Source organism: Hymenobacter sediminicola (assembly GCF_014250515.1).
GTDB lineage: Bacteria > Bacteroidota > Bacteroidia > Cytophagales > Hymenobacteraceae > Hymenobacter > Hymenobacter sediminicola.
In genome coordinates, this window is sequence record NZ_CP060202.1 from 3,520,247 (window position 1) to 3,540,991 (window position 20,745).

Sequence of the window (20,745 nt, forward strand, 5' to 3'; positions counted from 1 at the left end):
TACAGGTGCCGAGTTAGAATAGCCACTGCTCCAAAGCCAATCGGCTACCTTTCAATAGCAGTAGTGTAGCGCCTACAATAAGAATAGTCCGCAGTGCGATTCGTATTACAGGCAGCTTTAACAATGAAAGCACCTGCAAATCTATCAGGAACGTAGCCAACAGGCTACCTAGGCCAAACAGCAGTAGCGCCAGATTTAGGTCGTGATAGTACAAACCGATACCCAGACCGATGCCCCGGGCTACGAGCAGGAAAATATTGCTGTATAAGATATAGCGCTGCTTGTTCATCACCGTGTAAATCGGTGATGTAGCCTGCGACATTAGTTTGAACACGTAGTAATATCCCAAATAACCGGTATAGACACCAGCCATTTCCCAACGCGCACCAAATACAAATTTAAAGAGCACATCACCGTACACCGTGATAACACCGAAAGGTATCAATCCCAAATACAATAGCTTGTAATACAAGCTTAACGTAATGGTAGGTAGCCGCTCAGGCTCGTTGTTATAGGTTTCGGTAGCTTTTTGCCAGAAAACCGGCAGGATAGCGCTGCCAATCAGATTGATGGGAATTTCCAGTAGCCCTACCGAAAAGGAGTACAGCCCTACCGGAGTTGAGCCGAAACCTGTTGTTAGCGCAAAAATGGGGAGTTGCGTAGACAGTACGTTTATAAAACTGGCAGGAAGGAAGTAAAACGGAAATTCCCGGTACTCTACCGCTACTTCCTTCACCCGCTGCCACGAAAATGTTTGCCATAGCATGCCCAGTGAATGCCGCAGCGAGCCCGCCACCAGACTTACGGTACTGGTTAGACGGTTGAACATTTCTCCCAGCAATAGGCCTACCACATTACCTCCTACCAGCAGGCCATAGCCGATTGTAAAGCCCCGTCCGGCCAAGGCCGTCGTTACGTCTACAGTAGTACGCTTGACGAACTGCTTCTCACGCATGTACCAGGCACTCATGATGTTATTCAGGTTGAACAACAGCAGAATGACTGGCAAGGTATAGAACCAGTTGCCGAGTGCCTCCACCTTCAGATAGTGTAGGATAGCAGGTCCGCCTACCAGTAGTCCACCAGCCAGCAACAAGCATGTGCCGAAAGAAAGAACTACCGTCAGCTGTACCAAACTGATAAATTTCTCCTGCGTCTTGGGCTGCAGAAAGGCCGCCGTATACGTGAGCGTGGCTATCATGCTCAGGTTGCTGGCCAATGAATTGAATACGGCAAACTGCCCGTACGCTGCTGGCAGGTAAATGCGTGACATCACTGGCGTCAGCAGAAACCCGATGGCCGTTACTGCAGCGGAGCCCGACAGGGTTACGGCAAAATTCTGCGCAAACGACCCTTTCCGGAGCAAAGGCTCTAGTAAGGGTCGTATCAGTTGTTGAATGCGTTGTTTCAAAGAAATCGGGGAAAGACCAGTGTCTTAGAGCTCAAATACTTTACTGATGTCACTTTGACGATAGATAAACTTAACTGGGCGGCTGGCATTGTGCGAGGCCAGAAACTTATCACACACCTGAAAAGCAGCCGAAATAGGGTCCTCACCCGCAACGGGTACATAGCCTGTGGAGAAGCTCTCCGGGTTTTGATACTGCTTCCATCCCATTCGCTCGAACAAGGCTCTTTTTGCTGGCCGAATAGGCCGCTTAGCCGCTTCAATCGTGGCGCGGACAGTATCACCCAGACTACGCTGGGGCTTTTTAGCGACATAGAAATTATGAATGCGGTTGTACTCAGCCATGCGCTTTTCCTCGCTCATCCGATTGAAGTTGCCGTTTGGGTTGCTGATGTGCATACTCAATACGGCCGTACACCATGCTATATTAATGTTCAGGCTGGTGATACGATAGATAAAATCCAAGTCAACTAATACTACACCAGTATAGAACATGCCGGTGAGCGGCAACGCAGAGCGACGCAGTAATAGTGGCAAGGCAATCATCCAGAAAGGCTCCTTATGCTCAAGCCAGCGCTGAAAATCCTTGGCAGGATCTTCTTTGACGCGCACATAAGTCATGTCTTCGGATTGTAGGGCAGCATTATATCCTACTACCACATCAATTTCGGGGTGCTCTAGCATGAAAGTAGCAGCCTCTCGAATAGCAGGGTAATGGAACGCATCATCGTCGGTGATGACCTTGATAAGTTCACCACGCGCCATGAGCATGCACTTATTGAAGCCATGGGCCTCCCCTTTGTCACGCTCAGATATAAACTGCTGAATCTGGCCGGCCTCATACAGACCGCGCAGATATTCGGGCGTGCCGTCTTTGCTGCCGCCATCCGCTACTACTATTTCCTCGTCCGGCTGACGGGCTGCAATCAACCGTTCCAGTACGTGTTTCAGGTACGGCAGCTTGTTATAGGTAGTGAGAATGTAGGAGATTCGGTAGTCCGCCATGAGTTGAGCAGTAAAAATGCAAGAGAATACTAGTGGGAAGAATTAAATGTTGAAGAACATACTACCCTCTACGCCTCCTGACAGAGTGGTCGAATTACCTGCTCAACCAAGCTAGGGTCCGCCGTAATATCAGCATAGTTGTGCTCCACGTCAGGCGGCGAGCCCAGCTTTGAAGGCACCAAAGAGTAATGCACTCCAATACTACTGGCCATAGACAGGTAGCTCGGATTGATGTACGTTTCGCTCAGCATTTCAATAGCGTGCGTCCCAGGTGTCATAAACAGCACGTTGGTCATGTTTGCTCCGTGAATGCCAATGAAGATGGCAGCTTCGTACATGGTACGGACCTGCTCCGCAAAGCTCATTTCCTCGAAGTACACTGTTTCAAATCCGTAGCGTTCCAATACGTTCAGAACTGCCGGTTCATTGACAAGATGGCGCCACTGTTGACGATTTCTTGACACATATATCCGGCGAGTGGCCTTTTTCTTTGGATCGAGTCCGCTCTCGAAATGCTGCATCACGGCTTCCCGTACCTCCCGTACCAACGAAGGCACCATGTAACCGTGGCGGCCCGGCCGCACCGGCATCCATAGGTCGCTTACATGGACCAACTCCCCAAGCGCAATACTATAGGTATGAGTAAAACCTAACGCCTGCACTGTCTGCTTGATGTATTCCGGCGGATTAGGCCCAGGCAACAGGACTAAACAATCTGGCTGAAGCTTACGCAACAGAGCTAGACGAGGCAGTACTTCGGCTATCCAGTGGAAATAGTTGCCAGACCAGCTATCAAACGCCAACCCAACTGGCCCCGATTCCAATTCAGGAACCTGACGGCGCTTGAGCTGTCGAAGCAAAAACGTACCAGAAAACTCAAGCTCTAATTGCGGCTGTGGCAAGCTTGGAGCAAAGACCCGCATGTTCTTCACAACGGTTCCATGCCACGCCACATTCACATTATTCAAACGGTACAGCAGTTGCCTGAAATTAGGCGTAACTTCTTCAAATACTTCTTGGTACGTTCGGGTAAATTCTGCCGGAACCATAGCCGTGTTAACCGGCGCCGGGCACACAGCATCTGCAGGTACGGGTGCTAATTCGTGCACCTCAACAGGCAATGGACCACTAACGGACCGGCCCAGCCTGCCTAAGAATCGGTCAACAACCCGCTTAGCCCGCTGATAAGAACTGGGACGAGGGCGAGGAGGAGTAGCCATGGCATACGAGGCAAAAAATCATCCGCGTCCGGCTGGTCGCCGGACGCGGATGCATAAAAAACGCAAGAACAACAGCCTGTACGACTGACTGGTCTACTCGTGGTAGTTGAAAATCTTATGTCCGCCCTTCTTCAGATAGGCATCCCGCTTGAAAAGATGCAGGTCGGCCTGCATCATATCCTTTACCAGCGCAGGCAGGTCGTAGGTAGGCGTCCAGCCCAGTTTCTGCTGAGACTTGGTTGGGTCGCCAATCAGTAATTCTACTTCCGTAGGACGGAAATACTGAGCATCCACTTCCACTACCACCGTGCCTTCTGCTACCTGATATTCCGGATTCGTGCAGCGTACAACGCGGGCTCTTTCTTCAGCGCCTTCACCTTCAAAGGCCAGTTCGATACCCACCTCTTCAAATGACATCTTTACGAAGTCGCGAACAGTGGTGGTAACGCCAGTTGCAATGACGAAGTCTTCCGGCTCGTCCTGCTGAAGGATGCGCCACATGGCATCAACATAGTCTTTGGCATGCCCCCAGTCACGCTTGGCGTCCAGGTTGCCCAAGTAGATCTTCTGCTGCAGGCCCATAGCAATACGAGCCGTTCCACGCGTAATTTTGCGCGTTACGAAAGTTTCGCCACGTAGCGGGCTTTCGTGGTTGAACAAGATGCCATTGCAGGCAAACATGCCGTAGGCTTCGCGGTAGTTAACCGTAATCCAATAGCCATACAGTTTGGCTACAGCATAAGGAGAACGGGGGTAGAAGGGAGTCGTTTCTGACTGCGGCACTGCCTGCACCAGGCCATACAGCTCTGAAGTGCTGGCTTGGTAAATACGCGTCTTTTTCGTGAGCCCCAGAATCCGAACAGCTTCCAAAATACGCAGTGTTCCAATACCATCCGCATTGGCCGTGTATTCAGGCGTGTCGAAGGAAACCTTCACGTGCGACATAGCCCCCAGATTATAAATCTCATCGGGCTGAATCTCTTGGATAATCCGGATCAGATTCGTGGAATCTGACAGGTCACCGTAGTGCAGTTTGAACCGCACGTTCTGCTCATGCGGATCTTGGTATAGGTGGTCAATACGGTCCGTATTGAAAAGAGACGAGCGGCGCTTGATACCGTGAACCATGTAGCCTTTTTCCAGCAATAGTTCAGCGAGGTAGGCACCGTCCTGCCCGGTAATACCAGTCACTAAGGCTACTTTCATATGAAAAGTGTTGAGGTAGATGTCATTAGGAAAGCTATTCGCTGGTTAGCCTGAATAGCACTTTGTCTGTACGAAGGCGCAAAAGTACGCATTCGGTATTCCGCAAACAATTTGTTCGTTTCTCAAATCCTGCTAACTGACTGAGCTAAAGTTAACAACTTAGCCGACTGCATGCGTCCGACTTACGCATAATACGGTTGCAGAAGCTACAATTGCTGAGTTTGCTCAGTAGTTATAGCACTTTAGTTACCTCAGAATTCCGAGTAAGAAATTCAGTGGTATGTGCTTCATTATAAGCCTGCATAAATTGGTCTGCTATTTCGAAAGCGCGCGGAATGGCCTCTCCCTGAGGCGTCTCAGTGGTTATTGGCGGGCCGGTGTAACCAGTAGAAAGCGGTTTGTTCCCCTGATACTGCTCCCTTTTAAGCACATCAAACAGTTTACGCTTTATTGGCCTGATCGGTGCTTTCAGCATGTCTACCCATCCTGACTTATGACGAATAAAGTCGCTGAAGCTGTTGCTGATTGACTTGTCGTAGTAAAACCGCATCCGGTCCGCTTCTACGTCGCTGAAATTGCGTCCCTTGCCCTGATTCATCACCCGAAAATTACTCTGCGGATTTTCAATCCGGGTGCTGAGCATAGCCGTGCTCCACGCCAGGTTTACATTCAGGCTAGTAATTCGGTAGGTAAATTCGGTATCTACCTGTACTACCCCTGTATTAAATAGACCTGTCAGAGCTAAGGACTTACGCCGTATAATGAGTGGCAAGCCAATCATCCAGACGACTTCTTTGTGGTCTAGCCAGCGGCGAAAATTATCGGCTACATCGTCGTAGAGTGTAGCCTGGCTCAGGTTTTCTAGATGAATCAGCCCTGTATTGCCAGAAAGCACATCCACTTCCGGATGGGACAGCATAAACTGCTTAGCCTCCCGAATGGCCGGATAGCAGAACGCGTCATCATCGGTGACTAGTTTTATCAACTCACCACGCGCCATGAGCATGCATTTGTTGAAGCCGTGAGCCTCCCCTTTGTCACGCTCCGATACAAACTGCTGAATCTGGCCGGCCTCATACAGGCCGCGCAGATATTCGGGCGTGCCATCTTTGCTGCCGCCATCAGCTACTACTATTTCCTCATCCGGCTGACGGGCTGCAATCAGCCGTTCCAGCACCTGCTTCAGGTACGGCAGCTTATTGTAGGTAGTCAGCATATAGGACAGGGCATAATCCGCCATGAGTACAAAGTTTTAGGTGGTAGGAAGAGTTTCAGCCGGCTGTACTACAATATCGTAGCGGCGGGTGCCTATTTGCAGCCAAGGCTGCGAAATAGGCTCAAAGGTAGTAGCACGAATGAAACGCTCAATCTTCTCCTGTTCCCATTCCAATTCAACCTGTAGCCCATTGGGCTCCTCAAACTTGTAATACGCACCGCCCGCAGCTTGAGGACGGCGCGGCAGCGTTTCTCCCCGCATCAGATACCCTAAGGCTCTCTCAAATGCTTGTACACCTATTTCGCTGCACCGCATATATAAGGAGCGGGCGGTATCCGTCGGTAATACCGGTAGCCAATCTTCAAATATGATATCCCCTGTGTCAACTCCCTCATCTATGTAATGCGTAGTGACACAGGTTTCCTTTTCTTCATTAAGAATAATATTGGTAACAATGAAGCGCCCCTGATACTGCGGCAAATGCCCATAATGGAAGTTAATTACTTCCATGTTCGGCAAATCAATAATACTTTTGGGTATTATCCTGTCGCAGAAAGCGTTCAAAATTATTTCTATATTCTTTTCTCGAAACAAAGAAACTACTGACTCACTATTTAACGAGGAAACCGTGAGAACGGGAAACCCCATATCTTCGGCAGCTTGCAGAATAGATGGATTCCAGTCTGAGCCAACTTGGCCATCCGTACGCAGACCCATCACAAAATGCACATTGAAATTATCCCGGTATTTATCCAGAACTTTCAAACATTTATACCCAAGTATTCTACCACCTAAAAAGGCAATGTTTTTTTTTGATTGAGACATTTACTCCGCAAACTGAATTAGTGATTTGTAATACGCTATGGTTGCTGCTATACCGTCGGAGAATTCTGTGAATTGAAATTCAGGAAATACCTTTTTAAACTGGGTATCATCCATTACTTTTTTCAGCGCTCCATCCGGACGACTATGATCCCACCGAACCTGACCAGTAAAGCCTAAGGCACTCTGGATAATGTCGACCAGTTCACGCACACTTAGTCCACTGTTCTGAGCAACATTTATAGGTTCGCGCAACTCAGGTCGGCGGGGGGTAGCAGCAATGGTTAGCATCAACCGGGCCAAATCACGCGAAAACACCCATTCTCTAATTGCAACTCCTGTTCCCCAGACAGTTACTTCATTCTGATGCGTCTGCTGCGCCGTCAGAAACCGTGATATCAATGCATCTAGTACGGCTGTCTGGTTTGGATCGGACGAATCGTGAGGTCCGTACATATTAGGAACCAACAGATATATACTATTGATACCTTGGCTAATAGCAAAGCTTTGCCCTACTGACCAGATCAGACGACGTGTAGATGCAAAGGGCATTACGGTCTGGTGAACAGGTCCATCTTGCCATTCCTCCTCCTTGAAGAATTCAGCTTTTGCCGGGAAGGCGCAATTTGCTAAGGGATGTATGATAGTAGCCTTCGGGCACACTTTTGCCATGGCTTCATACACAGAAAGCGTCATACGCGAGTTGTCCACTACTACCGCCGACGCATTTTCGGTTACATAGTTGAAGCTGCCAACATGAGCCGCACAATTTATGATAATATCGGGCTGGGATGTGGCAAGAAATTCGACTACTTGCTCATAGTCACGCAAATCAACGCCCTGGCTTTTTGATGCTCCTTGGCACATCACTCCAGCCTGACTAAAAACTTCCAGTACGTTCTTTCCCAAAAACCCTGTATGACCTAGAACAGCAACTCTCATGAAATTTTGGCGAATTATTTTGCAGACTTATTAAAATTGTTTTTTATAAGACTTTAGCAAGTTTAATTACTTTCCTATTTTTAAATAATATCAGCTTATGAAATAAGTAAAGTATTCAGTAATCAATACCCCAGCTTTTTGGCGTACCCCAGCATTTTCTCACGTGGGCGCATCTTAATAGGGCGGGCCGGCACACCAACATATACAGTCCAAGGCTCCGTATCTTTGGTAACCAGTGAGCAAGCGCCAATTACGCTACCTTCGCCAATTGTCACATTGGGCATAATTACCACGCTAGTGCCGATACCGGAAAATCTACCACAACGAATTACGCCGTAGTCTACTGTATCCCGGTATTCATCCGGTACAGTGACACTAGTGAAACCGTCACCCATAAACCGGTCGGAGCCGCAGATGAGCCGGCTCCCAGATGCTATAGTCACGAAATCTTCTACGATGAGGGTGCTCTGGGCACCGCCAATGATGGTGAGATACGGCGACAGATGGGTATAGTCGCCGATTTGGGCAGCAGTAGTTAGATATACCCCGGAGTCTATGGCGACGTGGCTACCTACTGTTACTAAGTGGGGCCGCCGAATTTCTACGTTACCACTGATAAAGACATCTTCGCCACAGCTTTTCAGGAGGGAAGTGTCATATTGTGCCGATTTTAACGGCAGGTTTTGGTCAGCCATGCAGTTAGTTGTAGTGCAAAGGCGAGGCCACGAGGCAACAGGATCATTTCTGCTGTCTCGTGGCCTCGCCTTTGCTTAATACGGGAATACGGATTCGTAGTAGGCAATGGTATTAGCAATGCCTTGCTCGAACTCGGTGAACTGGAAGTCCGGAAATACCTGCCGGAAGCGGGTATCATCCATTACTTTTTTAGGAGCACCGTCGGGTTTGCTGTGGTCCCATACTACATTCCCCTTGTAGTCAAATTTCGACTGGATGATGTCAACCAACTCTTTTACGCTCAGGCCATCATTTTGGGCCACGTTGAGCGGCTGCTCCAGTCCGGTCCGGTCCGGTATCAACATAATTTCCCACACCAGCCGCGCAAAATCGCGCGCGTAGAGCCATTCCCGCACTGCAACCCCAGTACCCCAAATGGGCAGTTCGGCCTGCTTAATTTTCTCGGCTTTCACAAACTTCGACACCAAGGCATTCAGCGCGTGCGCCTTGTTAGGGTCCGTAGAGTCATAAGGACCGTACATGTTGGGAGTCAGCAGATTGATGCTGCGCACGGCATACTGCATCTGGAAGCTCTCCGCCACGGTCCAGAGCAAACGGCGAGTAGAGCCATAAGCCAGTACAGAACGATGAATATGACCGTTCCACCACTCTTCCTCCCGGTACAGTTCGGCGTTGCCAGGATAAGCGCAGTTGGCAAGAGGATTAATAACAATAGCCTGCGGACAAGCTGCTGCCACTGCTTCGTACATGCCCATAATCATACGCGTGTTGTCCGCAATGACCGTAGCAGCCTGCTCCGTTACGTAATTGAGGCTGCCTACGTGTGCCGCGCAGTTTACGACGAAGCGCGGCCGGTGCTGCGCCAGGAACTCCGTTACCTGTTTCGTGTCGCGCAGGTCAAGACCAGTGCTTCGTGAGGCTTCTACCGGCTCCACTCCATTTTCGCGCAGCACTTCTACCACGTTACTGCCCACGAAGCCATTGGCTCCGAATACAACTACTTTCATTTTACCTGTCATTCTTACCAGCCCTTCTTGATGGTGTCAATAATATACTCTACCTGCTCTGGTTGTAAAGCATCGTGCAGAGGCACATGAATCTGCGTTTCATCGAAGCGGCGCTGATTTACCAGTTCTTCCCGTTTGCCGCCAAACAGCGTATTCTTATCAATGCCGTCGTGAATGACCGAGCTGGCAATACCAGCTGCTTTGAGCGCCCGGATAAATTCCAGCCGGTTATCGACGTGGAACCCGAACAGCCAATGGGCACTTTCCCGGTCATCTTTATGGTCGAATAGCGTAACACCCGCCACATTCTGCAGTCCCTGCTGATACTGCTGCACCAGTTGGCGACGGTAGCTCATTCGCTCCTGGAAACCTTCGAGATTAGCTAGTCCTAGTGCAGCAGCATAATCACTCATGTGATACTTGTAACCTACGTCGGTAAGATCGTACACCCGCTCCCCAATCTCAGAAACCGGCGAATGAGCCCGGTCGATACCAAACCAGCGGCGGCGAAATACTTCCGTAGCAACGGCCGAATCTGGGCAGCACAGAGCACCACCATCACCAGTCGTCAGGTGCTTAATGGCCTGGAAGGAGAAACAGGTGTAATCAGAGATGGAGCCAATTGCCCGGCCTTTGTAGGTTGCGCCAGGCGCGTGTGCCGCGTCTTCAATCACTACGAGGTTGTGCTTGCGGGCCAACGCATGAATTTCATCTAAGTCGCAGGGATATCCCCCCCAATGCACAGCCATAATGGCCTTGGTACGGCTCGTAATCCGGCTCTCAATAGAGGCTGGATCAATATTACCGTTGTTGTACTGGATATCGGCGAATACAGGCGTAGCTCCTTCTTGCACAATAGCAATAGCCGAAGCTATAAAGGTCTGCGGTGCTAGAATTACTTCATCGCCGGGCCCGATGCCCGCTACCGCAACAGCCAAGTGCAGAGCGCTGGTGCCGCTGTTTAGGGCAGCCGGGTTGGACATTCCGAGGTCGGAGGTAAGGCGCGATTCGAACTCCTTTACCAGCTTACCCTCACTCAGGAACGTAGTAGTAAGCACCTCTGCCACCCTATCGTGAGCCGAAGGATGCACAAATGTGTTGAAAATTGGAATAGCTGCTGCGAAAGCGGGTGTGGCCATATGAGAAAAGGCAAAGAAGAAATGTTAATCAGAATTGGGGAAGCAGGTGACGCCTCCCATACGAACTTAATGCGGTTGGGTTAAGACCCCCGCCATCAGGTGGGCATTGTACTCAGTGGAAAGCAGTTGCATAGCAGGGCTTTTGAGAAAGGCCTCACTGGCGTCCAAATATCGGGCATACTCTTCGTACCCCATGCCTTTGAGAAACTGATACAGCTCTTCATGGCTCCGAAAATCACTTCGGTTAATGAAGCATTCGGCCGGTACCAGCCGGCTGGCATCAGCATGGCCCAGGTAAATTGGCACACAAGCGGCTGCCAGCGCATCAAACAACTTCTCCGTCAGATAGCCTGGGGTATCGCCGGTGTTCTCGTAGGAAATCGGGAAACGGTAGTGTTGCAGTATCTCGATTTTCTGGTTTGGCGGAACGCTGCCCCTGTTCACACGTGCAAACACTCTTTCTCGGCGTTTTGACACCAACTGTAGGGCATAGGTAGGAAGTACTTTGCTCAGAAATCCGGCGCCTCTAAAGCTTACATACGTTTTAGGCGATATTCCGCGACTGAATAAGTCAAATTCTTCTGGATGGTGCTCTGAAAACCACTTCAAAGTCTGGTACCGCTCATACAGCAGCGACCCTGATCCTTTTGGTGGCTTAACGACCCCAAAGGCAGCGGCCATCAGCACGCACAGCTTCCGAGCAGCAAACTCCTCCTCTGAAGGTCGCTTGTACCGCGGAAAGTCTTTGAAGTCAATAGCATAGTGATACTGAAAGTACCGCGTGTTGTCTACGCGAGTCGGGTCGTAGGTAAGTATCCGGTCGAAAGGGGCATGATTTTCTACAAGCCAGTTTTCAGGGTAATACGTAGCCGGCTCAGTCAGAATCAGGTGAAGCTTCTGCCCGGGCCGGGTCCGAACGAAGTGCTGAAACTGCATGGGCTGGTCCAGGCAAATAATTAGGTCAGATTCCTGTGGCGGATGGATATCCTGAGTTGCCAGTTCTATCCCGCGCTGGCTCAGCACCTTGCATAGTGCTGCGTATAAGTATGTATCCCTCTTCATACCGTTTATCGGCTCATCGGAAAATATCTTATTTCCGAGCAGGGCGGCGTCGTGGTGTACGTAGAGGGTGGCTTTCAAATTAGGAAGTGCTTGGAATACAGGTGAATCTACAGAAATGCCGCCGGGCTACACATGTTTGACGGCACCGTGCAGAAAATCCTGGTAGACATCGCGCAGTCCCTTTTCGAGTGGAATAGCAGATTTCCAGCCTAGTGCCGCTAGTTTACTGACGTCCATTAGCTTGCGCGGCGTTCCATCGGGCATTGTCGTATCAAAGTGAATTTCGCCCTCGTAGCCCACAACTTCACGGACCAGTACGGCTAACTCGTGAATTGCCAGGTCCTGCCCTGTTCCAACGTTAATGTGACCAGACTCACTGTAGTGCTGCAATAAAAAGAAGCAGGCATCCGCCAAATCATCCACATGCATGAATTCTCGATGGGACTTGCCCGATCCCCATACCTGCACCGCGGGTAGATTCTGAAGCTGGGCCTCATGAAACTTTCGGATCAGGGCAGGCAACACGTGTGAGTTTTTCAGATCGTAGTTGTCATTCGGGCCATACAGGTTTGTAGGCATCGCCGAAATGAAGTCGCTGCCATATTGAGCCCGGTAGGCGTCACACATCTTTACCCCCGCAATCTTGGCCAGTGCATATGGCTCATTAGTTGGTTCTAGAGGCCCTGTCAGCAAGGCGTCCTCGCTGATAGGCTGAGAGGCGAATTTGGGATAGATACAGGATGACCCCAGAAACAGCAACTTGCGCACTCCAGTAATGTGACTCTGATGTATCACATTGTTCTGAATCATCAAGTTATTATACATGAAGTCAGCGCGGTAGGTATTGTTAGCATTGATGCCACCTACTAAAGCGGCGGCCAACACCACATAATCAGGTTTTTCCTGAGCGAAAAAATCCTCTACCTCGGCTTGCCTGCACAAGTCTAGCTCTTTGGAGGTGCGCAACAGCAAATTGGTATAGCCTGCTTTCTCAAGCCGACGCACCATCGCCGAACCAACCATGCCCCGATGACCGGCCACGTAAATTTTGGCATCTAGTTCCATAGCATGAGCAAAGTAGCACGGCTGTTTTCCTGAATCGAAGCCAGTGTGCCAGCTGCAAATTTAGTTCATTTCAAATATTTCAGCTTCAGAATCTGAGGTGACACTTAAAAAGCAGTGCCCTTGTTCTGTAGGATTAGCATAAATAGCCTTGTTTTTCAATAAAACAAAACTATTTCAATTTTATTTTGCACTATCACACTATAATCATCGTAATGCCTGACTTAAAACAGGCTTGGACAGTACTACCGGTACCCTCTGCACATTTGGTTGTTACCAGGTAACTGGAACTTTGCCCAGAAACGGTAAGCAATACTAATTGCTGAAAATCTCTTTGATCCGGACTGTGGTGGCACCTACTGAATTATTGGCCAGCTAATACCTTATTTCTTCGGGTGATACAGTGGGAGCTACTGACCTTGAGTGTCACTGTGCTTCTCTGAATTCTCAGAAAGGCAGTACTACTTTCTTTGCCTGAACACTGGTCTGGTTTCCAGGCAACAAGGCATTAGCACCAGCAAGTAGTAAGCCGCAAAGGCTACAACTCATCTAGTGAAATACTTGCAAGCTACTTTGGCGCAGCGTACCGATGCTGGAGGCGTTGACCAACAATGGCCATTAGCCAAGCCGCCGGTAACAGCAACAGGACATCCCCCTGCAAGAGGTAGCGCATTTCCAGACTTCGGAAATCAAAGCTGACGTAGAAGTAAATAAATACAAAATACCAAGCTACGGGCCAAAAGTGTGGTTGGCGGCGGCCTGCTACTAGCCCAACGATACCCAGTAGCAGAAGCAGTGTGCGGTAACTAAATAGAATCCGTTGCAGCAACACCTTCGCCCCAGCGCTGTCCTGATGAATAGTAGTACTCTTCAGGAAAGCTTTTTGCAGGTTCGCAAATGGCACAGCCGTACCGTATTTCAATGGATGGCGCTGTATATAGCTTAGCCTCAAAGAATCAAAGCCGGCCGAAATTTGACGGTTGCAGTTGTGGAACCGTTCAGGTAGCACTAGCCGGTAATCGTGGGTATCGAAGCGGCGCAGGTGGAAACTACCGCCACAGCGGGCCGCCAAGTTGGTAAGTGCATAGGCCCGCCGCTCTTCTTGGGCGCTGCTGAAAATTTCGTGAGGATACCGCAGGGGCTTATCCTGCACAAGTCCTTCTACCCAAGTCGTATTGTCGTTCGTCCAAGCGTGCAGCCAGTCAAGATAGGCCTGCATATCCTCGCGCTGGTTTGCATAGCCAGCAGAGGCAGGCTTTACCAGCACCAGCTGATGATGGTTTACGTAATTGCGCACGGGCCACCAGATGTAGAGGCAGCCAAAACCCAGTAACATCCAGGCGGCGCGCTGCCACCGGCTAAGCACTTCCTGCTGTGGCCATAGCAGTATAAATACTAGACTTATCGGTAGTAGCGCCCCCATATAGGCACGCACGAAGAAGGTGGTGACGACCACAACCCCTATCAAAGCGTAGTGCAGACGGTGCTTACTGGGGCGCGTCAGAAGACTTAGCCACACCACCGTACAAAATGTATTCAGTGTTTCGGTGCCTACTATCGTTGTCCAAACGATGGCAAACGGATACGCAGCGTAGAGCAAAGCTACCAGCAACGCTGGCCATACTTGCCCGTTCCAGCGGACCATCATGTTGTGCAGTAGCAGAATGACGGACGAGTCGAGCAGCAGCTGACTGACTGACAGAGCCAAGTTTACCCACTTGGGTCCAAACAGCAAATAATGCACACCATAGAAGAACGGATAGCCGGGGAGTCGGCCAAAGGAGGCATCCGGAATAAGAGGCTCTAGAGTATAGTGCCCGGTCTGCCACAGATTCAGAAAGCTGCGTGTATAGGAAAATGAATCACCGTTCAGGTGCTCCTGTCCAACTCCGTAATAAAAAGTAGCTCCTTTCAGCAGAAAGGCCACCCGCAACAACACTCCCAGTGCCAAGATGGCTATTAACCAGCTCGTCCTAGCCCCTGCCTCACTTTGAAACTTCATGCACTTGCTTTATAACATAGAGCGGCCTATTGCGGGCTGCATCAAGGCCACGCCACACATATTCTCCTATAACACCTAACGCTGTCATCTGGAATGCTGATACCAGCAGCATCACCACCATCAGCGCGGTCCAGCCCAGTGGTTCCGTTCGGCCGGAAAGCTTCAGAAACATAAGGTAGAGACCATAAAGGAAAGAGCCGCTGCCCAATACCAATCCTGCGACCGAAATGGCCCGGATTGGCAGGAATGAAAAGGAAAGAAACGAGTCGATGAAAAGCTTCACCTTCTTCTGAATTGTCCAGCGGGAGCGGCCCAGTTGGCGCTTACGGCGCACGTAAGGAATATTGACGTATGCGTGCCCCAGCCAAGTCATGAGATAAAACACGTTGCTGTTGCGTTCCTGCATTTGTAGCACCTGCTCCCGTACCTGCCTATCGAAGAGCACAAAATCGAAGCCTCCAGAAGGAATATTCGGCAGCGCAAAACGCTTCATAAGGCCATGAAATATGTTGGCCAGCATCTTCTGCACTCCTTTTTCCTCTCGGTCCTGCCGATTGCCAATGACGAGGCGAAACCCCTGCTGCCAGTAGCTGTACATCTGCGCCAGCAGCTCGGGAGGGTCCTGCAAGTCGGCCGTGATGATGGCTGTACAGTCGCCGGTGGCATAAGCCATGCCTGCTACAATAGCGTTATAGGAGCCCACATTGCCGGCCAGTTCTACTACCCTGACGCGGTCCGGCGTGCGGGCCTGCGCGGCCAGCAACTCCCTCAGTGTTCCATCGCGCGAGCCGTCATCTACCAGCACGTACTCTACCCGCACATCCGCTGGCAGTGTTGCTTCGTTGGCCAGCAGTTCGGCCATCGTGACCGGAATATTGGCCTCGTTGAAGTAACAAGGGATGATGATGGTGAGGATGGGCATGGAGTGCGAAAGCAAATACGGCAGCTAAGTTGGGCCTATTCGCGCAAAAAATCACGAATAACTTCACTGACTCGGACAACCTGCTCCTCGCTCAGCCCAGGCCACAAGGGCAGACTGAGACTGGTAGCCGCCAACGCTTCTGCCACCGGAAAGTCGCCGGGCCGGTATCCTAAGCCGGAATAAGCGGGCTGCAGATGCGGGGGTACCGGATAGTGAATGAGCGTGCCGATACCGTGTTGGGTCAGGTGCTGCTGAAGGGCATCACGGCGCGACGTGCGTACCACATACAGATGATAGACGTGGGTGGCGCCGGCCGCCGTAGCAGGGAGAATCAGGTCGGGCACACCGGCGAGTTGCTGGGTATACCAGGCGGCAATCTGCTGGCGCTGGTGGGTCCAGGTCTCGATATACGGCAGCTTTACGCGCAACACAGCCGCCTGCAACTCGTCCAGACGGGAGTTAACGCCGGGAATTTCGTTGTGATATTTCTGCCGGGAACCGTAGTTGCGCAGGAGTCGCACCTGTTCAGCCGCTTCCGCTGAATTTGTCGTGACAGCACCCGCGTCGCCTAGCGCGCCTAGGTTCTTACCTGGGTAGAAGCTAGTGGCGTTCAGCTGGCCAAAACTTCCCGTGACCTGCCCCTGCCAAGTAGCTCCATGCGCCTGCGCGTTGTCCTCTATTACCCACAGGTTATGTTCCTCTGCGAAGGCCATAATAGGGCCCATTTGGCAGGCTTGGCCGTATAGGTGTACCGGCAGAATGGCGCGGGTACGGGGCGTAAGGGCCGCTGCCAACAGGTCTGGAGCCAGATTATACGTCATGGTGTCGGGCTCCACGGGCATGGGCCGCGCTCCGGTCATGGATACAGCCAGCCAAGTGGCAATGTAGGTGTTGCTGGGTACTAGTACCTCGTCGCCTTCTCCCACTCCCAGCGCCTTTAAACTCAAATAAAGGGCATCCAAGCCATTCCCGACTCCTATACAATGCGCAGTGGCACTATAGTGTGCATACTCGGCCTCAAACTGCCGCACGGCGTCGCCCAGCACATACCAGTGCGAATCATAGACTGCGGCCACGGCCGCCAGCACCTGCTCCCGAATAGGGTCGTGCTGCGGACCAAAGGCCAGAAAAGGAATGGCGGCGGAATCCATACGAAGCGTAATCAGAAAGAAAGAGGCAGCGGACACGACAGGATGTGCGTGGTGGCACCCAGCGCAAAGTTCAGCTTTTCCGCATTCCGAATAACTGCCCCGTTGGTAGCCTGCGTGGTCATCAACACAAATTCGGCTCCTCGTTCACGAGCCCGATATACTGTTTCGCTTACAAGCCGTTGGTGCCAGCCTCGGTTTTCCGGACCGGCCGCTGTGAGCATCACTCGGGAGAATCCGGTTTTCATGGCAACTGCATCGGCAGTCAGGTCATTGATAGCAAGAAATGAATCGACCGGCAACCCTGGTAGGTTAGGTAACAACACTGCGTCGCAGTAGCCTTCAGTGGCCGCAGCTGCGTAGCGTGCCAGAAAGTCATCCGCCCGCTCCGGCCCAAACCATGGGTCGGCGTGAAACCGGTCGTAGTCATTGCGGGCAGCAGCAGCAATGCGGCCAATGTAGGCCGCCTCGGCCGGCTGTGCCAGCCGCACTGGGTAGCGGGGTTCCGCAAATTCGCCTAGTTGGCTGCGGTAGTAATGCAGCCGGGTTTCGTTCCAGCGCCACCCCGACTGGGTTAGCACCTGTAGTAGCCGGATATCCTCAGCGGGTACCTCCACAAAGCAATAGACTGGCCCTTGCGCACTCAACTCCTGCTGAAAATCCCGCAGCACTTGGGTTAGGTTAGCCAATGAAGCGGCAGGCGCAAACAGCACCGTGAATACCCGGTAGGTTGGCACCCCAAAAAAATCGGTATCCCAAGGCAACAGCTCGTACAGAATTTGCGTGTCGCCACTACCAAAAATTCTTTCCTGTTTCCCTTCTCCAAACCTGAGCGCCCGGCCTGCGCCAAACCGCTCGTACTGATACTGGTCTGGCAAGCCTTTCAGAAAATGATATGGGGAGTGGTATCGCAGGATGTTTGCCCGGGACTCAGCCAGTTCTGGATTTATCAATGCGTACGCCATGTTTTCCGGAACTGCTCATAGTCGCGGATATAGTCTCCTTCGTCGTAAGCAGTTGAGGTAAGTACTAACTGAACAGCCGTGTGTGAATACTGCATCGTATGCCACACATTCGGCGGAATGTAAAGGCCCGTATCGGGGCTTTCCAGCCGAAAAGTATCCAGCGTTCCATCGGGCTGCTCCGTCGTCACGATGATGCGGCCGGCCAAGGCCACCAAGACTTGCTCCGTACGATAATGCGCATGGCGGCCCCGCACAATGCTTTCCGGTGTGAAATATGTCCAGAATGTGCGGGCAATAGCAAAGGGCAGATGGGTTAGTGATTCGACTACCGTGATGTACCCAATGTCCGGTGCTCCCAATCGGGAAAAGGGCAATAAGTAAGGCGCAGGGTATGTCTGCTGGGAGTCAGGCAGAACGTTCATCGGAGCCATACGAGCATGAAAAGCGGTTGTAGAAAGGGACTATCTGAAAGCGAAAACCCGCTTCCCGCACGGTGAAGATAGCGCAGAATCTATCTTCACCGTGCGGGAAGCGGGTTCTTTTACCCTGCGGCTCGCTTAGCGCTGTACGTGCTCTTTGAAGTACTCCAGGGTGCGACGCAGGCCTTCGGCACGGTCTACTTTAGGCTCCCAGCCCAAAATCTCCTGTGCTTTGGTGATGTCCGGGCGACGCTTCATGGGGTCGTTTTCAGGCAGCGGACGGTAGTCGGGCTTAAATTCCACGCCGGTCAGGCGCGCTATTTCTTCGCCAAACTCCTTGATGGTGATTTCCGACGGGTTGCCAATGTTAACCGGCATGTGGTAGTCGCTGAGTAACAGGCGGTAAATACCGTCTACCAAGTCATCAACGTAGCAGAAGGAACGCGTCTGCGAACCGTCGCCGAATACCGTCAGAGCCTCACCACGCAGTGCCTGCGACAGAAATGCCGGCAATACACGGCCGTCGTCGAGGCGCATGCGGGGACCGTAGGTATTGAAGATGCGCACAATGCGCGTTTCCAGACCGTGGTGGTTGTGATAGGCCATCGTAATGGCTTCCTGGAAACGCTTGGCCTCGTCGTAGCAACCGCGCGGGCCAACGGGATTTACGTTGCCGAAATACTCTTCTACCTGCGGATGAATTTCCGGGTCACCGTACACTTCCGAGGTGCTGGCAATCAGCAGCCGGGCATTTTTCACACGGGCCAAGCCCAGCAGATTGTGCGTACCCAGCGAGCCTACTTTCAGGGTCTGAATCGGAATCTTGAGGTAGTCGATGGGCGAAGCCGGCGAGGCAAAATGCAGGATATAATCCAGCTTGCCGGGCACGAAAACGAACTTCGATACATCGTGGTGATGAAACTCGAAATCCTCGCGGGCAAACAGGTGCTCAATATTTTGCAGGTCGCCGGTAATGAGGTTATCCATGGCAATGACATGGTATCCCTCCTTGAGGAACCGCTCGCACAGATGTGACCCCAAAAAGCCAGCGCCACCGGTGATGAGTACACGTTTCTTATCAGACATAATGGGTTGTTTTAGCAGTTGGAAAGAGCCGCCAGGGCAGAAGAAATCAGCGGAGGCCGAAGACGCTTAAGCAGGCTCTTTGTGTGTGGTCCGGACGCCGATGCAATGGTAAGCAAAGCCCAGCTCCTTCAGTTCGGCCGGATCGTAGATGTTGCGGCCGTCAAAAATAACCTTCTGCTTCAGCAGTTTGCCCACTACTTCAAAGCTCGGAGAACGGAACTCAGGCCACTCCGTCACGACGAGTAGCGCGTCAGCGTCTACAAGGGTGGAGAACTGGTCTTTGGCGTAGGTGATACGGTCGCCGAGCGAGTGTTTCGCTTCTTCCATAGCCACTGGGTCGTAGGCCGAAACGGTACAGCCTTCCGCCAATAGCTTCTCAATAATAACCAACGATGGTGCTTCCCGCATGTCGTCGGTTTTAGGCTTGAACGACAATCCCCATACAGCCAACTTCTTGCCGGCTAGGTTATTGCCGAAATGCTTTTTTACTTTATCGAACAGCACTTCCTTCTGCGCCTCATTTACGCTTTCTACGGCCTGCAGCACTTGCATCTGGTAGCCGTTTTCGGCAGCCGTTTTGATAAGAGCTTTCACGTCCTTAGGGAAGCACGAACCACCGTAGCCGATGCCGGGATAGATGAATTTGGTGCCAATCCGGGCATCGGAGCCAATGCCTTTGCGTACCATGTTCACATCAGCACCCATGATTTCGCATAGGTTGGCAATGTCGTTCATGAACGATATTTTCGTGGCCAGCATAGAGTTGGCCGCGTATTTCGTCATTTCCGCCGACGGAATATCCATGAAAATGATAGGGTGCCCGTTGAGCAGGAACGGCTTGTAAAGCTTGCGCATTACTTCCTCTGCCCGCTCCGACGAAATCCCTACTACAATCCGGTCTGGCTTGAGGAAGTCGTCGATGGCCGCGCCTTCTTTCAGGAATTCAGGGTTAGAAGCCACATCGAACTCCACCGAAGCATTACGCTTGGTTAAAGCCTTTTCCAGTTCAGCCCGGACCTTGGCGGCCGTACCTACCGGCACGGTGCTTTTAGTAACGATGACGCAATAATCCGTCAGGTTTTCGCCGATGCCACGTGCTACGGCCAGCACGTATTTCAGATCAGCGGAGCCATCTTCGCCGGGGGGTGTTCCAACAGCAATAAAGGCTACGTCCGCATCCTTGACAGCCTCCGCCAGGTTGGTAGTGAAATGCAGGCGGCCAGCGCCCACATTGCGGTTCACCATTTCTTCTAGGCCTGGCTCATAGATTGGTAAAATGCCTTGCTTCAGATTATCAATCTTTTTCTGGTCGATATCGATACATGTTACTTCGATACCTACTTCGGCAAAGCAAGTACCTGTAACCAACCCAACATAGCCGGTGCCTACTACTGCGATTTTCATGGAACGTGGAAAGA

At 51.5% G+C, this 20,745-nt stretch carries 19 protein-coding genes; all 19 read right to left on the reverse strand.

What is annotated here, in order from left to right:
* Positions 1–13: 13 nt before the first annotated feature.
* Positions 14–1,411: a lipopolysaccharide biosynthesis protein gene (locus H4317_RS15080; RefSeq protein ID WP_185887399.1), complete on the reverse strand. Its 1,398-nt coding sequence runs from the start codon at positions 1,409–1,411 to the stop codon at positions 14–16.
* 24 nt (positions 1,412–1,435) lie between these two features.
* Positions 1,436–2,413 (reverse strand): glycosyltransferase, encoded by a 978-nt coding sequence (locus H4317_RS15085; protein WP_185887400.1) that lies wholly within the window; start codon positions 2,411–2,413, stop codon positions 1,436–1,438.
* Between the two features lie 68 nt (positions 2,414–2,481).
* Complete coding sequence (locus tag H4317_RS15090) at positions 2,482–3,633, reverse strand: glycosyltransferase family 61 protein (protein ID WP_185887401.1); 1,152 nt, start codon at positions 3,631–3,633, stop codon at positions 2,482–2,484.
* A 93-nt stretch (positions 3,634–3,726) separates the two neighbouring features.
* Positions 3,727–4,839, reverse strand: coding sequence for a GDP-mannose 4,6-dehydratase (gene gmd, locus H4317_RS15095; protein WP_185887402.1), 1,113 nt, complete (start codon positions 4,837–4,839; stop codon positions 3,727–3,729).
* A gap of 232 nt (positions 4,840–5,071) precedes the next feature.
* Positions 5,072–6,055, reverse strand: a complete 984-nt coding sequence (locus H4317_RS15100; RefSeq protein ID WP_185887403.1) for a glycosyltransferase family A protein — start codon at positions 6,053–6,055, stop codon at positions 5,072–5,074.
* Positions 6,056–6,091: 36 nt separating this feature from the next.
* Positions 6,092–6,880 carry a methionyl-tRNA formyltransferase gene (locus H4317_RS15105; protein WP_185887404.1) on the reverse strand — a complete coding sequence of 263 codons (789 nt, stop codon included), beginning with the start codon at positions 6,878–6,880 and terminating at the stop codon, positions 6,092–6,094.
* The gene (locus H4317_RS15110; protein ID WP_185887405.1) at positions 6,881–7,819 is read right to left on the reverse strand and encodes an NAD-dependent epimerase/dehydratase family protein; all 939 of its coding nucleotides are present in this window, start codon (positions 7,817–7,819) and stop codon (positions 6,881–6,883) included. It abuts the gene before it with no gap.
* Positions 7,820–7,941: 122 nt separating this feature from the next.
* Positions 7,942–8,514, reverse strand: a complete 573-nt coding sequence (locus H4317_RS15115) for an acyltransferase (protein ID WP_185887406.1) — start codon at positions 8,512–8,514, stop codon at positions 7,942–7,944.
* Positions 8,515–8,589: 75 nt separating this feature from the next.
* Positions 8,590–9,522, reverse strand: a complete 933-nt coding sequence (locus tag H4317_RS15120; RefSeq protein WP_185887407.1) for an NAD-dependent epimerase/dehydratase family protein — start codon at positions 9,520–9,522, stop codon at positions 8,590–8,592.
* Positions 9,523–9,536: 14 nt separating this feature from the next.
* Positions 9,537–10,661 carry a DegT/DnrJ/EryC1/StrS family aminotransferase gene (locus tag H4317_RS15125; RefSeq protein ID WP_185887408.1) on the reverse strand — a complete coding sequence of 375 codons (1,125 nt, stop codon included), beginning with the start codon at positions 10,659–10,661 and terminating at the stop codon, positions 9,537–9,539.
* Positions 10,662–10,727: 66 nt separating this feature from the next.
* Positions 10,728–11,801: a glycosyltransferase family 10 domain-containing protein gene (locus tag H4317_RS15130; RefSeq protein ID WP_185887409.1), complete on the reverse strand. Its 1,074-nt coding sequence runs from the start codon at positions 11,799–11,801 to the stop codon at positions 10,728–10,730.
* 48 nt (positions 11,802–11,849) lie between these two features.
* Positions 11,850–12,788: a GDP-L-fucose synthase gene (gene fcl / locus H4317_RS15135; protein ID WP_185887410.1), complete on the reverse strand. Its 939-nt coding sequence runs from the start codon at positions 12,786–12,788 to the stop codon at positions 11,850–11,852.
* Between the two features lie 565 nt (positions 12,789–13,353).
* On the reverse strand, positions 13,354–14,736 hold the full coding sequence (locus tag H4317_RS15140; protein ID WP_185887411.1) for a hypothetical protein: 1,383 nt from the start codon (positions 14,734–14,736) through the stop codon (positions 13,354–13,356).
* 34 nt (positions 14,737–14,770) lie between these two features.
* Positions 14,771–15,709: a glycosyltransferase family 2 protein gene (locus tag H4317_RS15145; RefSeq protein ID WP_185887412.1), complete on the reverse strand. Its 939-nt coding sequence runs from the start codon at positions 15,707–15,709 to the stop codon at positions 14,771–14,773.
* A 35-nt stretch (positions 15,710–15,744) separates the two neighbouring features.
* Positions 15,745–16,896 carry a DegT/DnrJ/EryC1/StrS family aminotransferase gene (locus tag H4317_RS15150; RefSeq protein WP_349772183.1) on the reverse strand — a complete coding sequence of 384 codons (1,152 nt, stop codon included), beginning with the start codon at positions 16,894–16,896 and terminating at the stop codon, positions 15,745–15,747.
* A complete protein-coding gene (locus H4317_RS15155) occupies positions 16,872–17,621 on the reverse strand; it encodes a hypothetical protein (RefSeq protein WP_185887413.1) in 750 nt (249 codons plus the stop codon). Before H4317_RS15155 ends, H4317_RS15150 begins: the two co-directional genes overlap by 25 nt.
* A gap of 185 nt (positions 17,622–17,806) precedes the next feature.
* Positions 17,807–18,244: a sugar 3,4-ketoisomerase gene (locus H4317_RS15160; protein ID WP_185887414.1), complete on the reverse strand. Its 438-nt coding sequence runs from the start codon at positions 18,242–18,244 to the stop codon at positions 17,807–17,809.
* A 135-nt stretch (positions 18,245–18,379) separates the two neighbouring features.
* On the reverse strand, positions 18,380–19,327 hold the full coding sequence (locus H4317_RS15165) for a UDP-glucuronic acid decarboxylase family protein (RefSeq protein WP_185887415.1): 948 nt from the start codon (positions 19,325–19,327) through the stop codon (positions 18,380–18,382).
* A gap of 66 nt (positions 19,328–19,393) precedes the next feature.
* On the reverse strand, positions 19,394–20,731 hold the full coding sequence (locus H4317_RS15170; RefSeq protein ID WP_185887416.1) for a UDP-glucose dehydrogenase family protein: 1,338 nt from the start codon (positions 20,729–20,731) through the stop codon (positions 19,394–19,396).
* Positions 20,732–20,745: the final 14 nt, after the last annotated feature.

Bases quoted from the DNA above. Each gene is read 5' to 3' on its own strand.
- H4317_RS15120 (WP_185887407.1), bottom strand. From the start codon at position 9,522: ATGAAAGTAGTTGTATTCGGAGCCAATGGCTTCGTGGGCAGTAACGTG.
- H4317_RS15090 (WP_185887401.1), bottom strand. From the start codon at position 3,633: ATGGCTACTCCTCCTCGCCCTCGTCCCAGTTCTTATCAGCGGGCTAAG.
- H4317_RS15110 (WP_185887405.1), bottom strand. From the start codon at position 7,819: ATGAGAGTTGCTGTTCTAGGTCATACAGGGTTTTTGGGAAAGAACGTA.
- fcl (WP_185887410.1), bottom strand. From the start codon at position 12,788: ATGGAACTAGATGCCAAAATTTACGTGGCCGGTCATCGGGGCATGGTT.
- H4317_RS15085 (WP_185887400.1), bottom strand. From the start codon at position 2,413: ATGGCGGACTACCGAATCTCCTACATTCTCACTACCTATAACAAGCTG.
- H4317_RS15160 (WP_185887414.1), bottom strand. From the start codon at position 18,244: ATGAACGTTCTGCCTGACTCCCAGCAGACATACCCTGCGCCTTACTTA.
- H4317_RS15145 (WP_185887412.1), bottom strand. From the start codon at position 15,709: ATGCCCATCCTCACCATCATCATCCCTTGTTACTTCAACGAGGCCAAT.
- H4317_RS15105 (WP_185887404.1), bottom strand. From the start codon at position 6,880: ATGTCTCAATCAAAAAAAAACATTGCCTTTTTAGGTGGTAGAATACTT.
- H4317_RS15170 (WP_185887416.1), bottom strand. From the start codon at position 20,731: ATGAAAATCGCAGTAGTAGGCACCGGCTATGTTGGGTTGGTTACAGGT.
- gmd (WP_185887402.1), bottom strand. From the start codon at position 4,839: ATGAAAGTAGCCTTAGTGACTGGTATTACCGGGCAGGACGGTGCCTAC.
- H4317_RS15115 (WP_185887406.1), bottom strand. From the start codon at position 8,514: ATGGCTGACCAAAACCTGCCGTTAAAATCGGCACAATATGACACTTCC.
- H4317_RS15100 (WP_185887403.1), bottom strand. From the start codon at position 6,055: ATGCTGACTACCTACAATAAGCTGCCGTACCTGAAGCAGGTGCTGGAA.
- H4317_RS15165 (WP_185887415.1), bottom strand. From the start codon at position 19,327: ATGTCTGATAAGAAACGTGTACTCATCACCGGTGGCGCTGGCTTTTTG.
- H4317_RS15125 (WP_185887408.1), bottom strand. From the start codon at position 10,661: ATGGCCACACCCGCTTTCGCAGCAGCTATTCCAATTTTCAACACATTT.